Raw genomic sequence first — 14,492 nt, 5'->3', positions numbered from 1 at the left:
AGCGCCATGGGATACCCATGGCGCTGATCTTTTATTGGGTGACGGCAGTTTAGTGGCTATACCTGCCTGTATCTGTTCGTGAAACTGCGTAAGTGCTCACAGTTTCACGCACCCTTGATGCTCGCTTTTACAGCAGGCCCTTGAGCAGGCGGCCCATTTCGGAAGGATTGCGGGTGATGGTGAAGCCGCACTCTTCCATGATGGCCAGCTTGGCATCGGCCGTGTCGGCGCCGCCGGAGATCAGCGCGCCTGCGTGGCCCATGCGCTTGCCGGGAGGGGCCGTCACGCCGGCGATGAAGCCGACCACGGGCTTCTTCATGTGTTCCTTGCACCAGCGGGCGGCTTCGGCTTCGTCGGGACCGCCGATTTCGCCGATCATGATCACGGCGTCGGTGTCGGGATCGTCGTTGAAGGCCTTCATCACGTCGATGTGCTTGAGGCCGTTGATCGGGTCGCCGCCGATGCCGACAGCGGAGGACTGGCCGATGCCCAGTTCGGTCAGCTGCGCCACGGCTTCGTAGGTCAGCGTGCCGGAACGGGACACCACGCCCACGCGGCCCTTCTTGTGGATGTGGCCGGGCATGATGCCGATCTTGATCTCGTCAGGCGTGATCAGGCCGGGGCAGTTGGGGCCCAGCAGCAGCGTCTTCTTGCCGCCGGCGGCTTCCTTGGCCTTCATCTTGTTGCGCACTTCCAGCATGTCGCGCACGGGAATGCCTTCGGTAATGCAGATGGCCAGGTCCAGGTCGGCTTCCACGGCTTCCCAGATCGCGGCGGCAGCGCCTGCGGGCGGCACGTAGATCACGGAAACGGTGGCGCCGGTGTCCTTGGCGGCTTCCTTGACGGAGGCGTAGATCGGCACGTCGAAGATCTTTTCGCCGGCCTTCTTGGGGTTCACGCCGGCCACGAAGCAGTTCTTGCCGTTCGCGTACTCGATGCACTTCTCGGTGTGGAACTGGCCCGTCTTGCCGGTGATGCCTTGGGTGATGACGCGAGTGTCTTTATTGATATAGATAGACATGTTCTGTTCTCCGGGCCTTACTTGACGGCTTCGACGATCTTGGTGGCGGCTTCGGCCATGGTGTCGGCGCTGATGATGGGCAGGCCGGATTCGGCCAGCATCTTCTTGCCCAGTTCTTCGTTGGTGCCCTTCATGCGCACGACCAGCGGCACGGACAGGTTCACGGCCTTGCAGGCGGTGATCACGCCGGTGGCGATGGTGTCGCACTTCATGATGCCGCCGAAGATGTTGACCAGAATGCCCTTGACCTTGGGGTTCTTGAGCATGATCTTGAAGGCTTCGGTGACCTTCTCGGGAGTGGCGCCGCCGCCCACGTCCAGGAAGTTGGCGGGTTCGCCGCCGAACAGCTTGATGGTGTCCATGGTGGCCATGGCCAGGCCGGCGCCGTTGACCAGGCAGCCGATGTTGCCGTCCAGGCTGATGTAGGCCAGGTCGAACTTGGAAGCCTCGATTTCAGCGGGATCCTCTTCGTCCAGGTCGCGCAGGGCCACGATCTCGGGGTGGCGGAACAGGGCGTTGGAGTCGAAGTTGAACTTGGCGTCCAGGGCGATGATGTTGCCCTTGGAGTCGCGGTTCAGGGGGTTGATTTCCACCAGCGAGGCATCGGTGTCCATGTAGCACTTGTAGATCTTGGTGCACACGTCGATGAATTGCGCGACGGAATCGGCAGGCATGCCGATGCCCTTGGCCAGCTCTTCGCCGTTGGCCTGGGTGAAGCCCTGCAGGGGGTCGACCATCACGGTCACGATCTTTTCGGGGGTGGAGTGCGCCACTTCCTCGATGTCCATGCCGCCTTCGCTCGAAGCGATGAAGGCCACCTTCTGCGTGGCGCGGTCGGTCACGGCGGACAGGTAGTATTCCTTCTGGATGTCGGCGCCGTCCTCGATGTACAGGCGACGGACCTTCTGGCCTTCGGGACCGGTCTGGTGGGTCACCAGCTGCATGCCCAGGATCTGCTCGGACAGGGCCTTCACATCGTCGATGCTCTTGGCCACCTTCACGCCGCCGCCCTTGCCGCGGCCGCCGGCGTGGATCTGGGCCTTGACAACCCACACGGGGCCGCCCAGCTTCTGGGCTGCTTCCACGGCTTCCTGAACGGTGAATGCCGGGATGCCACGGGGAACTGGCACACCAAATTGACGCAAGATTTCCTTGCCTTGGTACTCATGAATCTTCATGACTTTGTCTCTCTGAACTGAGGGGAAATGCCCGTGTGCCGTGGACACTGCGTCTGGCAACCACCGGGTTCGTATGACATGGCACTCGGAAATGTACCATGTTGCACCGCGCAAAACGACGGCCCACCATGCGCAAAATCCACAATGTGGCACTTCTTTACAGAAGCGCCGGGCAGCCCGCAATGCCTTGATATCGTTGAGGAAATGATATCCGGGCGATATCTTTTCACCCGCCTTTCTCTTATGTCTTATATATAAGCTGCAGGGTTTTTCCAGAGTTTTGTCAGCCATCCGACAAACTGTCGGCCGACCATGGCCCGGCCATGCCCGGGGTCAAAAAAGGAAGCAGTCCGGCCGCAGTCAGGACGAAAGCCGCCGGGCTTTGTCGGCGCGGCGTGGTTTCAGCGCCAATTTCCGCATCCGCCGGCGGTTTAAACGACAATAAAGAGCTAAACGCGGCAATGGTGCCGCAGGCCGCGGCATACAAGGAATGCAATGCGCGAGCCGGTGCAGGAGAGAAGAGCAATGGCAAAAGTCTTTATCGACGGTGAAGCAGGAACCACAGGTCTGCAGATCCGCGAGCGTCTGGTCAACTTTGCTGGCGTGGAGCTGGTGAGCATTGCGCCCGAGCTGCGCAAGGACCCGGCGGCCAAGCGAGCACTGATCGCCGGCGTGGACCTGGTCATCCTCTGCCTGCACGACGATGCCGCGCGCGAGACCGTGGCCATGGTGGATGCCATCACGGCCGAGACGGGCCGCGCCATCAAGATCATCGACGCCTCCACTGCCCACCGCGTGGCGCCGGGCTGGGTCTACGGCTTCCCGGAGCTGCGCGCCGGCCAGCTGGAGGCGATCCGGTCCGCCACCCGCGTGGCCAACCCCGGCTGCTACGCCACGGGCGCCATCGCGCTGCTGCATCCGCTGGTGGCCGCGGGCCTGATCCCGGCCGACTATCCCGTGAGCCTGCCTTCGGTCTCCGGCTATTCGGGCGGCGGCCGCACCATGATCGAGGCCTACGAGGCCGGCCAGGCCGCACCTTACGAAGCCTATGCGCTGGGCCTGTCGCACAAGCACATTCCCGAGATCCTGCACTACACCGGCATGACGCGCCGCCCCGTGTTCGTGCCCGCCGTGGGCAATTTCCGCCAGGGCATGCTGGTGCAGCTGCCGCTGCATCTGGACCTGCTGCCCGGCGCACCCAGGGCCGCCGACCTGCACGATGCGCTGGCCAGCCATTACGACAGGACCAACACGCCGGCCCGCTGGGTCAGCGTGCTGGCGCCGACCGAAGACGGCAAGCTGGCCGCCGATACACTGGCCGACACCAACAAGCTGGAGCTGCGCGTGTTCGCCAACGAAAGCTACCGCCAGGCCGTGCTCATCGCCCGCCTGGACAATCTGGGCAAGGGCGCCAGCGGCGCCGCGGTGCAGAACCTGCAGATCATGCTGGGCCTGTAAGCCGCAGTCTCTGCCCCATCCCCGAAAACGGCCCTGGCGGCCGTTTTTTCTTGCCTGCTTTCGGCGCGCGGCGGGAGGTTTGCGGGTGATGTGAAATTTATTTTTCTTATTGTTTGGTTTTTGAAAACTAAAAATCCTGCCTTGTCCAGACGGACAAGTCCCGGCCCTGGCCTGCGCCAGGCTTTCCTATAGTCCGCCTTACCTGTGTGGCCGGCCGTTGCGCCCCTGGGACGGAGGCCGCCGCGGCTCCGCACCCTCGCTGCGATCCCGGCCTCTGTTGCACGAAAGCGAGGCGTTCCATGTCTGCCATCACCACCCCCGCAAAGCCGCCGCAGCAGGCGGCCGATGCCAGCTCCGTCCAGGAGCGCGACGTGACCTTCGGCCGCCTCATCTGGCGGCTGATTCCGTTCCTGACCCTGGTCTGGTTCCTGGCCTGGATCGACCGCGTCAACGTGGGCTTTGCCAAGCTCACCATGATGAGCGACCTGCAGTGGTCCGACGCCGTCTACGGCGCGGGCGCCGGCATCTTCTTCATCGGCTACTTCCTGTTCGAGGTGCCCAGCAACCTGCTGCTGCACAGGTTCGGCGCCAAGAAGACCATCATGCGCATCACCATCGGCTGGGGCGTGACGGGCATTCTCATGGCCTGGGTGCAGACGCCGCTGCAGTTCTACGTGCTGCGCTTTCTGATGGGTGCCTTCGAGGCCGGCCTGCAGCCCGGCGTGATCCTGTACCTGACCTACTGGCTGCCCGCGCACCGGCGCGGCAAGGCGCTGGCGTTCTTTGTCTCGGCCTCGGCGCTGTCGCTGATGCTGGGCAGCCCGATCGCCGCCTACCTGATGGAGGCCCTGCACGGCATGGGCAATCATGCGGGCTGGCAGTGGCTGTTCATCGTCGAAGGCATTCCCTCGGTGATCGCCGGCATTGCCGCCTACTTCCTGCTCAGCGACACCCCGGCCCAGGCGCGCTGGCTCAGCGACCGCGAGAAGCAGCATGTGCGCGAAGAGCTGCGGGCGGAAGAGCAGGCGCTGGGCGAGCGCGAGCACAGCTTCTGGGCTTCCATGCGCAATCCGCGCGTGCTGATGCTGATCCTCATCTTCTTCTGCATCGTGGCCGGCAATGCGACGCTGGTGTTCTACGGGCCCAGCATCGTCAAGTCCGTGGGCGTGACCGACCTGAAGGCGCTGGGCTGGGTCATGGCCGGCATCTATGCCTTCGGCTGGCTGGGCATGGTAGGCAACGGCTGGCTGTCCGACCGCCGAAAGGAGGTGCGCTGGCATACGGCGGCCGCCGCCGCGCTGGGCGCCATCGGCCTGCTGCTGACGGCGCTGTTCCTCAGGCAGGGCAGCGTGGCCGGCGTGGTGGCGTCGCTGGCGCTGTCCTCGCTGGGGACCATGGGCTCGATTCCCGTGTACTGGCAGATCCCGAGCCGCTTCCTGTCGGCCACCGCGCTGGTGGTGGGCCTGGCGGTGATCAACTCCGTGGCGAATCTGGCGGGCTATTTCTCGCCCCAGCTGCTGGGCCTGCTGCAGACCGGCAGCGGCTCGTATGCGCCCGGACTGCTCATCATTGCCGCGGTGGAGTTCTGTGCCGCCATCCTGGTGCTGCTGTTCGTGGGGCGCGGCAGCCAGGCGGCACGCTGAATTGATAGCTGCCTGCGCTTGCCGGTTCTTTGATTGAAGGGAAAAGTGTATTGAATCAAAGGCTACTCATGCGCAAGCAGCTCTTCTTTCAGGAGTGCCCGGCTGCCGGCGCCAGGGTCTTGGGAAGAGGGCGCCGGAGAGCCTATTCGTCTTCCTCCAGGCCACGGCCCTTGACGACCTTGCTCGCGATATCAGCGCCGAAGCCGCGCGAGGCCAGAAAGCGCATCTGCTTGAGATGCTCCTGCGGCGTGGCCGGCGGCGTGCCGAAGCGCTTGCGCCACAGCTCGCGCGCGCGCTGCAGCTCGGTTTCGCGCAACTGCTCGCCGGCCGCGCGCACGGTCTCGTCGTCCAGGCCCTTGCTGCGCAGCTCCTGCACCAGCCGGGCCGTGCCGTAGCGGCCGGCCTTGCTGTGGATCACCGATTCCACCACCCGCTCCTCGCTGATGAAGCCGCGCTGCTCCAGCGCGTCGAGGATGGCGTCCAGGTCCTCGCCTTCTTCCACATGCGCAGCCAGCTTGCGCTGCAGTTCCAGGCGCGAATGCTCGCGCTGGGCCAGCAGCTTGAGGGCGCGGCCCTTGAGTGAAAGCTTGGCAAAGCTCATGTGCGAAAGGTCTCCCTGAAGGTTGAAGTGTCCGGCGGCAATAAAAAATGCGCAGGGGTTGCCTGCGCAAAGATGGCTAACTCTTTGGTCCGTGGCCCCAGCCCGCATGCTGGCGTGCACCGAGCCAGAGGCATCAGGCAAGGCCCCGGGCGGCCCCGCAGCGAGGATGCCGTCCCCCGCCCGAAGAGAGGGGAAGCGACGAGAAGTCGCTCAGGGGGCTTAAGCTTCTATCACGCCGTCCTTGTCGACCTTGCCCTTCTTGCCGGAGGACTTGGCTTCGGGGGCCTCGCCGCCTTCGGTGGGCAGCAGCTTGATGCCCAGGCTTTCGCGCACCTTGTTCTCGATCTCCACGGCCAGGTCGCGGTTCTCGCGCAGGAATTCGCGGGCATTGTCGCGGCCCTGGCCGATCTTCTCGCCGTTGTAGGCATACCAGGCGCCCGACTTGTCGAGGATCTTGGCATTCACGCCCATGTCCAGGATTTCGCCTTCGCGCGAGATGCCTTCGCCGAACAGGATGTCGAACTCGGCGGTCTTGAACGGAGGCGAGACCTTGTTCTTCACCACCTTGACCTTGGTTTCGTTGCCGATGGCCTCGTCGCCCTTCTTGATGGTGCCGGTGCGCCGGATGTCCAGGCGCACCGAGGCGTAGAACTTCAGCGCATTGCCGCCGGTGGTGGTTTCGGGCGAGCCGAACATCACGCCGATCTTCATGCGGATCTGGTTGATGAAGATGACCATGCAGTTGGTCTTCTTGATGGTGCTGGTCAGCTTGCGCAGCGCCTGGCTCATCAGGCGGGCCTGCAGGCCGGGCAGCTGGTCGCCCATCTCGCCCTCGATTTCGGCCTTGGGCGTGAGCGCGGCCACCGAGTCCACCACGATCAGGTCCACGGCGCCCGAGCGCACCAGGCTGTCCACGATCTCCAGGGCCTGCTCGCCGGTGTCGGGCTGGCTGATCAGCACGTCGTTCAGGTTCACGCCCAGCTTCTGGGCATAGCTGGTGTCCAGCGCATGCTCGGCGTCGATGAAGGCGCAGGTGCCGCCCTGGCGCTGCATCTCGGCCACGACCTGCAGCGTCAGCGTGGTCTTGCCCGAGGATTCGGGACCGTAGATCTCGATCACGCGGCCGCGCGGCAGGCCGCCCACGCCCAGGGCGATGTCCAGGCCCAGCGAGCCGGTGGAGACCACCTGGATGTCCTCGATGGCCTCTCCTTCGCCCAGCTTCATGATGGTGCCCTTGCCGAATTGCTTTTCGATCTGGGCGAGGGCGGCGGCGAGTGCCTTGGCTTTTTCGCTGTTGGCTTCGGCGGTCTTGGCGATGGCGTTCATAACAGGCTCCTGGAAGAGTGGATGCGGGTCGGTTGCAGCTCTGTATTTACATTCAGGCTGGATGCTTGAACAGTAGTTTATGGGTTTGTACTGTCCATGTGTTGAAATATTTAGACAGTTTGCCTTACTATTTGCCCTGACTCCGAAATACCTGCAATGTCCGAAATTGCCCCTGTCACCCCGCCCGCGGACGCCTGGCGCCAGACCCATCTGGGCCGCCTGCTCGGCCATGCCATGCGCCGCTTCGATGCGCGCGTGCTGCAGCTCATGGCGCGCGATGTGCAAGTGCCGCTGGCGCTGTCCAACCTCGCCGCACGTGACAAGGTGGGCGCGGCCCACATCCACATCACGCGGCATCTGTCGCTGGCCGGCGACCGGGTCACGGACCTGGCCGAGAAGGCCGGCATGACCAAGCAGGCCATGGCGGACCTGGTGGCGCAGTGCGAGGCCTGGGGCCTGGTCACGCGCGAGGCCGATGCCCGCGATGCGCGCGCCAGGCGTGTGCGCTTCACCGAGACCGGCCTGGCCTGGCTGCAGGCCTTCCACGATGCGGTGGCCCAGGCCGAGGCGGAGTTCCGCGAAGCCGTGGGCGAGGACGTGGCCACGGTGGTGGCGCTAGGCCTGGAAGCCTATGCCGGCGGAGCGTAGCGGGCCCAGAGTTCGAGCTGATCGAGCACGCCCAGCAAGGTGCTCCCGCGCCGAGTGAGCATGTAGCCGTGCCGGCCTTCAGCGCGGGCCACGAGTCCGCGGTCCTGCAGGGCGGCCAGCCGCTCGCCAAGCACCTTGGGCGTGATGCCGGGCAGGCACTCCATCAGCTCTCCATGCCGAAGAGGGGCTGCACGCAGATGCCAAAGGACGAGTGCATTCCAGCGGTGGCCGAGGAAGGCCAGCCAGTCCTCGACAGGGCAGGACTGGGGGCGCACGGGACGGGGCATCTCGGGCCGGCTATCCGTTTGGATAGCTGGATGGTCCAGTGCTCTGATGCCGGTCTCGACATCCATCCAAGGAGAAAACATGTTCAAGGTCCTGACCCCTGCCGCCATGAATGAAACTTTTGCGCGCGCCTTCAACAGCCGCGATCTGGCCCATCTGCTGGCGCTGTATGAGCCCGACGCCGCACTGCGTGTGGATGGCAGCACCGATACCTGGCGCGGCCGGACCCGGATCGCCGAGCCGCTGTCCCGCCTGCTGGCCGTGCCGGGGCGCATGGTATCCCACAACAATTTCTGCATCGAATGCGCAGAGATCGCCTTGCTGCGCGCCGACTGGACGCTGTATGGCGACGATGGCGGTCTCGTCGCGAATGGCAGCACGGCCGAGGTCGTCCGGCGCCAGGCCGACGGCCGCTGGCTCTACGTCATCGACCATGCCGCAGCACTGTCCCTGCCCGCAGGCCGCCCGTAAGCCCGCTGTGCCAGCCTCCTGCGGCGACCTAGAATCGGAGCCAAAGCAGCCACTGTTCTTGCGTCGACAGCGGTGACCATATTTCAGGAGACTCCCCATGCGCATACTGATTGCCGAAGATGACCAGGTGCTGGCCGATGGCCTGCTGCGCACGCTGCGCAGCTCGGGCGCCGTGGTCAGCCATGTGGCCAACGGCAGCGAGGCCGATGCGGCGCTGATGACCAGCAGCGAGTTCGACCTGCTGATCCTGGACCTGGGCCTGCCGCGCATGCACGGCCTGGAGGTGCTCAAGCGCCTGCGCGGGCGCGGCGATGCGCTGCCGGTGCTGATCCTCACCGCGGCCGATTCGATCGAGGAGCGCGTGCAGGGGCTGGACCTGGGCGCCGACGACTACATGGCCAAGCCGTTCGCGCTGTCCGAGCTGGAGGCGCGCGTGCGCGCGCTGACGCGCCGCGGCATGGGCGGGGCCAGCTCCACCATCAAGCACGGGCCGCTGGTCTACGACCAGGCGGGGCGCGTGGCCACCATCGACGGCAAGATGGTCGAGCTGTCGGCGCGCGAGCTGGGCCTGCTGGAGGTGCTGCTGCAGCGCGCGGGCCGGCTGGTGAGCAAGGACCAGCTCGTGGATCGCCTGTGCGAATGGGGCGAGGAGGTGAGCAACAACGCCATCGAGGTCTACATCCACCGTCTGCGCAAGAAGATCGAGCGCGGCCCCATCCGCATCGCCACGGTGCGCGGCCTGGGCTACTGCCTTGAAAAAATCCCCGGTTGAGCTATTCATTCGATAGCTGTCTGCGCTTGATGGACGGGCGCTGGTGGCCAAAAAGGCTTGAACCGTGAAAATCTTCCAGCGCGAGCAGCGTTCCCTCTTCGGCGAAATCCTCGACTGGATGCTCACGCCGCTGCTGCTGCTGTGGCCGGTCAGCCTGGCGCTGACCTGGCTGGTGGCCCAGGGCCTGGCCAACAAGCCGTTCGACCGCGCGCTGGAATACAACGCCCAGGCGCTGGCCCAGCTCGTCGTGGTGCAGCGCGGCAAGGTGCAGTTCAACCTGCCGCAGTCGGCCAGCGAGATCCTGCGCGCCGACGAATCGGACACCATCTTCTTCCAGGTGCGCGGCGTCAAGGGCGAGTACCTGGCCGGCGAACGCGACCTGCCGCTGCCGCCCGAGGCCGACGAGGCGCCGCCCTCGGGCACGGTGCTGCTGCGCGACGAGGAATACAAGGGCATAGACCTGCGCGTGGCCTATATCTGGGTGCGCATGCCGCTGCCCGGCGATGCGCTCGCGCTGGTGCAGGTGGCCGAAACGCGCGAGAAGCGCAGCGTGCTGGCCACCGAGATCATCAAGGGCGTGATGCTGCCGCAGTTCGTCATCCTGCCGCTGGCGGCGCTGCTGGTGTGGCTGGCGCTGGCGCGCGGCATCAAGCCGCTGCACCGGCTCGAGGAGCGCATCCGCGCGCGCAAGCCCGAGGACCTTTCGCCCATCAACCACAAGGACGTGCCGCTGGAAGTGGTGCCGCTGGTCGATTCGGTCAACGGCCTGCTGGAGCGGCTGGACGACTCCATCGCCACGCAAAAGCGCTTCCTGGCCGACGCGGCCCACCAGCTCAAGACGCCGCTGGCCGGACTGCGCATGCAGGCCGACCTGGCCCAGCGCGAAGGCACCAGCACCGACGAGCTCAAGCGCTCGCTGCAGCAGATCGGCCGCTCCAGCATGCGCGCCACGCACACGGTGAACCAGCTGCTGGCGCTGGCGCGGGCCGAGAGCGCGGTGCCGGCCATGAAGCCCTGCAATCTGGTGCGCATCGCCACCGACGTGGTGCTGGACTGCCTGCCGCGCGCGCTGGACAAGCACATCGACCTGGGCTACGAGGGCGCCGAGGCCGCCACGCCCGGCGTCTGGCTCAGCGGCAATGCCACGCTGCTGACCGAGCTGGTCCGCAACCTGGTGGACAACGCCATCAACTACACGCCCTCGAGCAGCGAGGCGCCGGGCATGGTCACTGTGCGCGTGCAGGCCGACCACTTCGGCCGCGTGCTGCTGCTGCAGGTCGAAGACTCCGGCCCGGGCGTGCCCCAGGCCGAGCGGGAGCTGATCTTCCAGCCGTTCTACCGTGCGCTGGGCTCGGAGGCCGACGGCTCGGGCCTGGGCCTGCCCATCGTGATGGAGATCGCGCGCCAGCACGGCGCGCAGGTGCTGCTCGAGGATGCCCGCCCGGGCCAGGGTGCGCCGGGCGCCCGTTTTACCGTGCGTTTCCTGGCTCTTGACGCTGCGCCGGACAATAGGCCGAGAACTTGAGCGCAGCCTACGGCTGAGCAAATACTTGCTTCCCCTACAATCGGAATCACAAGTCGGGCTGAAACATTGAGTTGCAAAAATGGCAACTGCCGTGATCGGTACCGTACTAGGTTTGTTTGGATCCTTGGAGCTTTCTTGATGCAACGTCGTCAATTCCTCTGCACCGCTGCCGCTTCCGCAGTGGTCTCTTCCGCCCCTGGCCTGGCCATGGCCCAGGACGCCACGCGTCCCCTGCGCATCGTCGTTCCCTTCCCGCCCGGCGGCTCCACCGACATGGTGCCCCGCAACATGCAGGACGTGCTGCCCAAGCTGCTGGGCGGCCAGCCCGTGGTGATCGAGAACCGCGCCGGCGCCGGCGGCTCCATCGGCATGGCCGAAGTGGCGCGCGCCACCGACGGCGTGACCTTCGGCATCGCCACGCTGTCCACCCAGGGCGTGAATCCGGCCGTCTACAAGAAGCTGCCCTATGACGCGATCAACGACTTCGTGGGCGTGACCGAGATCGTCAAGGCCCCCGGCGTGCTCGTGATCAACCCTGCGCAGATTCCGGTCAAGAACTTCGCCGAATTCGTGGCCTACCTCAAGGCCAACCCCGGCAAGGTCAGCTTCGCCACGCCCGGCAACGGCACCATCGCCCACATGTGGGGCGCCCAGTTCCTCAAGAGCACCGGCACCCAGATGACCCACATCCCCTACAAGGGCGCAGGCCCGGCCATCAACGACGTGCTCGGCGGCCAGGTGCCCGTGTACTTCGACCAGGTGGCTTCCTCGCTGCCGCACATCAAGTCCGGCAAGGTCAAGGCCCTGGCCGTGTCCTGGCGCGAGCGCCTGGACGTGCTGCCCGATGTGCCCACCTATGCCGAGGCCGGCCATCCGGACCTCAACGATCCTTCGTGGTTCGGCCTCGTGGCCCCCAAGAACACGCCCCCCGCCCAGGTGGAGCGCGTGCAGAAGGCCATCGTCGCGGCCCTGAAGGACCCCGCCGTCAAGCAGCGCATGGCTTCGCAGGGCCTGTATGTCTCGGGCACGTCCAGCGCCGACTTCACCAAGCAGATCGCCAACGAAGTCGCCAAGATGAAGAAGGTGGCGGCAGTCGCCCAGATCCATCTGGACTGATGCGCCCAGGGTGCCTGGCACTGGCACCCCACCATGAAAAAGGCCTGCGATGCAGGCCTTTTTTGCGTGGTCAGCCCATATGCCGGGAGCGGGCGGCCTCTCAAGCCCCGGTTCAGCGCGCGCAGGCGCGCAGGGCCCTGGCATCGAGATTGCGGCCGGCCAGGGTCTCGACTTCGGCGCGCAGCGCCGGCGTGGCCTTGGGCAGGCGCAGCGTGTAGGTGGTGACATCGGGGCGTTCCTGCACCACACGGGCCGTGCGCACGCCCTGGCGGGCAAAGGCCGTCAGCTGGCGCGTGGCGGCCTCCTCGGTGGAGAAGCGGCCCAGGGACAGGCCCGGCTCCAGGTTGCCGCCCGCGCGGTCGAAGTCGATCTTGAGCGCGCGCAGCTCGGCCCGCTTGCGGTCGAGGAACTCGGCATCGGGAAACTTGCCCATGTAGACCATCCAGCGGCCCGGCTGGTGGTTGGCGATCAGCTCCCACTGCTCGCGCGGCAGCTGCGCCAGCGCGCGGCGCAGGTTGTCGGCCTGGCGCTCCTCCACGCCGGCGGCCTGCAGGCAGACCGCCGGGCCTCTGGCTGCGGCGGCCTCGGTCGCTGCGGCGGCGGCAACCGGTGCGGCCGGTACGGGTTCTGGCGAGGGGGCTGCGGGAGCGGGCGGGGCGGACGGCAGGATCTCCAGCGCCTCGGGCTTGATCTGCTGCTCCAGGCGCTGCGGCTCGGACTGGGTGGCCGGCGCCAGGCCCCACGCCGCCAGCTGGCCGTGGCTCCACAGGTAGTAGCCGGCATTGGCCAGCACGAGCAGCAGGAAGGCGATTCTCAGCATATGTTTCTTGGCATCAGCGATGCATGGGACGCGCGCAGGGAGAGGGGAAAGGCGCGCAGCGGCTCAGGGGGTGTTCCATTTCAGGCCTGCAACGGGCTGCCGGCGGGCCGCACGCTGATCTCGGAGCTGGTCACGGCCTGCAGGCCGGCGGCCGTGCGCACCAGAAAGCCGCCGTCGGCGCCCACGCCCTGGGCCAGGCCGCTGCTGCCGTCGCTCAGCACCACTTCGCGCCCGGCCAGCAGGTCGCGCCGGGCAAAGCGCTCCATCAGCGGCGCGAATCCGCCGTGGGCAAAACCCTGCACTTCATTGACCAGGGCCGGCAGTATGCAGGCCAGGGCCGTGGGCGCGTCCAGCGCGGGATCCAGCTCCTGCAGGCAGGCCGGCGGCGTGCGCATGCCGTCGCCGGGGCGCGGGCGCACATTGATGCCCACGCCGATCACCACATAGCGCGGCGCATGCACGTCGTGCTGGTGGCTACCCACGAAGCTGGCCGTCTCGATCAGGATGCCGGCCAGCTTGCGGTCGCCTTCCAGCCACAGGTCGTTGGGCCACTTGATGCCGATTTTCGGCACAGCGCTGCCTGCGGCCGGCAGCTGGGGCTGCAGGCTCTCGGCCACGCTCACGCCCACGGCCAGTGACAGGCCCGACCAGTCGCGCGGCGCCAGCGGCATGCCCAGCGAGAACATCAGCGAATCGCCGACGCCGCTGATCCAGTTGCGCCCCAGGCGGCCGCGGCCGGCGGTCTGCTGCTCGGCGATGAGCAGCACCGGGTCGGTCTGGCCTTCGCGCGCGCGGCGCATGAGCTCGGTATTGCTGGAGCCGATGGACGGCAGCACTTCCACGCTGAAGCCCGGCAGCTGCGGTGCGATCGCCTGCCACAGGGCTTCGGCATTCCAGTGAATCGGCTGGGTCATTTTTTTATCCAAAATTTCTATGTGACGAGCAGGCCTTGAATAAGCATGTTCCAACTCGGAGACAGGGAGCAAGGGCCTGCGCCGGCCGCGCCGTCCCGCAGCGAGGCTGTCGTCCCCCTCCCATAGCGCGAAGCGCGTAGAGAGAGGGAGAGGCCGCGTAGCGGCTCAGGGGGTGTCTCCAGGCATCGGCGGACGCCAGCCCCGCTTGGGCGCGAGCAGCGTGCCGCGGCAGCGGGCGCTGCCGCAGTGGCATGGGTATTCGGCCTTGAGCCTTTTGGTGTAGCGCTCGTCCACCATCAGGCCGTAGTCGTAGTTCAGCTCCTCGCCCGCCGCGATATTGCGCAGCGCCACGATGAAGATGCGGCCGGCGCGCTCGTCCGTGTAGCAGTTGGGCTCGCAGCTGTGGTTGATCCAGCGCGAGGAGTTGCCTTCGTGGGTGGCGTCGATCACATGGTCTTCGTCCACATGGAAGTAGAAGGTGTGGTTGGGCTGGGAGGGGTCGTGCGGATGGCGGTCCTGGGCCTCCTGCCAGCTGATGACCTCGCCCACGTATTCGATGATGGTTTCGCCCTCGGCAATATCCTGCACGGCGAAAACGCCTTTGCCATGCACGCCGGAGCGCCGGGTCTGGATGCGGCGGCCACCCGGGGGCTGGGTCGATGGGGCCAGGGATGTGCGGGGCATGTTTTCTCTGATAACTTGGATGTGCACACA

General features: G+C 66.1%; 15 protein-coding genes. 7 read left to right on the top strand and 8 right to left on the bottom strand.

Annotated elements, in window-relative coordinates; all coding sequences use genetic code 11:
- Positions 1-127 precede the first annotated feature (127 nt).
- Positions 128-1,021, bottom strand: coding sequence for a succinate--CoA ligase subunit alpha (gene sucD, locus Cte04_RS06550; protein ID WP_066474198.1), 894 nt, complete (start codon positions 1,019-1,021; stop codon positions 128-130).
- Positions 1,022-1,038: 17 nt separating this feature from the next.
- Positions 1,039-2,199 (bottom strand): ADP-forming succinate--CoA ligase subunit beta, encoded by a 1,161-nt coding sequence (gene sucC / locus Cte04_RS06545; protein ID WP_066474196.1) that lies wholly within the window; start codon positions 2,197-2,199, stop codon positions 1,039-1,041.
- 525 nt (positions 2,200-2,724) lie between these two features.
- Between sucC and argC the strand changes: the two genes are divergently transcribed.
- Together argC and Cte04_RS06535 are read left to right on the top strand one after the other, a co-directional pair.
- Positions 2,725-3,657 (top strand): N-acetyl-gamma-glutamyl-phosphate reductase, encoded by a 933-nt coding sequence (gene argC / locus Cte04_RS06540; RefSeq protein WP_066474193.1) that lies wholly within the window; start codon positions 2,725-2,727, stop codon positions 3,655-3,657.
- A gap of 299 nt (positions 3,658-3,956) precedes the next feature.
- Entirely contained in the window at positions 3,957-5,300 is a 1,344-nt protein-coding gene (locus Cte04_RS06535; protein ID WP_066474190.1) for an MFS transporter, read from the top strand.
- Positions 5,301-5,442: 142 nt separating this feature from the next.
- On the opposite strand, the gene recX is transcribed toward Cte04_RS06535, so the two are convergent.
- Positions 5,443-5,901 (bottom strand): recombination regulator RecX, encoded by a 459-nt coding sequence (gene recX / locus Cte04_RS06530; RefSeq protein ID WP_066474188.1) that lies wholly within the window; start codon positions 5,899-5,901, stop codon positions 5,443-5,445.
- Positions 5,902-6,120: 219 nt separating this feature from the next.
- Positions 6,121-7,227 carry a recombinase RecA gene (gene recA / locus Cte04_RS06525; RefSeq protein WP_066474186.1) on the bottom strand — a complete coding sequence of 369 codons (1,107 nt, stop codon included), beginning with the start codon at positions 7,225-7,227 and terminating at the stop codon, positions 6,121-6,123.
- A 156-nt stretch (positions 7,228-7,383) separates the two neighbouring features.
- Here recA and Cte04_RS06520 point away from each other — a divergent pair, with 156 nt between their 5' ends.
- Positions 7,384-7,875, top strand: coding sequence for a MarR family transcriptional regulator (locus Cte04_RS06520; protein ID WP_066474185.1), 492 nt, complete (start codon positions 7,384-7,386; stop codon positions 7,873-7,875).
- Here Cte04_RS06520 and Cte04_RS06515 read toward each other — a convergent pair.
- Positions 7,857-8,243 (bottom strand): winged helix-turn-helix transcriptional regulator, encoded by a 387-nt coding sequence (locus Cte04_RS06515; RefSeq protein ID WP_217997570.1) that lies wholly within the window; start codon positions 8,241-8,243, stop codon positions 7,857-7,859. The genes Cte04_RS06520 and Cte04_RS06515 overlap by 19 nt on opposite strands.
- Here Cte04_RS06515 and Cte04_RS06510 point away from each other — a divergent pair.
- The 4 genes from Cte04_RS06510 (at position 8,242) to Cte04_RS06495 (ending at position 12,044) form a co-directional block, all read left to right on the top strand.
- A complete protein-coding gene (locus tag Cte04_RS06510) occupies positions 8,242-8,631 on the top strand; it encodes a YybH family protein (protein ID WP_066474183.1) in 390 nt (129 codons plus the stop codon). The two genes, Cte04_RS06515 and Cte04_RS06510, sit on opposite strands and share 2 nt — an antisense overlap.
- 97 nt (positions 8,632-8,728) lie before the next feature.
- On the top strand, positions 8,729-9,403 hold the full coding sequence (locus tag Cte04_RS06505; RefSeq protein ID WP_066474181.1) for a response regulator: 675 nt from the start codon (positions 8,729-8,731) through the stop codon (positions 9,401-9,403).
- Between the two features lie 64 nt (positions 9,404-9,467).
- Complete coding sequence (locus Cte04_RS06500; protein ID WP_066474174.1) at positions 9,468-10,928, top strand: sensor histidine kinase; 1,461 nt, start codon at positions 9,468-9,470, stop codon at positions 10,926-10,928.
- Between the two features lie 138 nt (positions 10,929-11,066).
- Entirely contained in the window at positions 11,067-12,044 is a 978-nt protein-coding gene (locus Cte04_RS06495; protein ID WP_066474171.1) for a Bug family tripartite tricarboxylate transporter substrate binding protein, read from the top strand.
- Between the two features lie 112 nt (positions 12,045-12,156).
- Here the strand turns inward: Cte04_RS06495 and Cte04_RS06490 are convergent, their stop codons facing one another.
- From Cte04_RS06490 to Cte04_RS06480, 3 genes are all read right to left on the bottom strand, one after another.
- Positions 12,157-12,864, bottom strand: coding sequence for a sporulation protein (locus Cte04_RS06490; protein WP_066474168.1), 708 nt, complete (start codon positions 12,862-12,864; stop codon positions 12,157-12,159).
- Between the two features lie 80 nt (positions 12,865-12,944).
- Positions 12,945-13,778: a biotin--[acetyl-CoA-carboxylase] ligase gene (locus tag Cte04_RS06485; protein WP_066474165.1), complete on the bottom strand. Its 834-nt coding sequence runs from the start codon at positions 13,776-13,778 to the stop codon at positions 12,945-12,947.
- A gap of 165 nt (positions 13,779-13,943) precedes the next feature.
- Entirely contained in the window at positions 13,944-14,462 is a 519-nt protein-coding gene (locus Cte04_RS06480; protein WP_066474161.1) for an SET domain-containing protein, read from the bottom strand.
- Positions 14,463-14,492: the final 30 nt, after the last annotated feature.

This window comes from Comamonas terrae (genome assembly GCF_001544075.1).
In the GTDB taxonomy this organism is placed as follows: domain Bacteria; phylum Pseudomonadota; class Gammaproteobacteria; order Burkholderiales; family Burkholderiaceae_C; genus Comamonas; species Comamonas terrae.
This window is presented reverse-complemented; position numbering and strand designations above follow the sequence as displayed.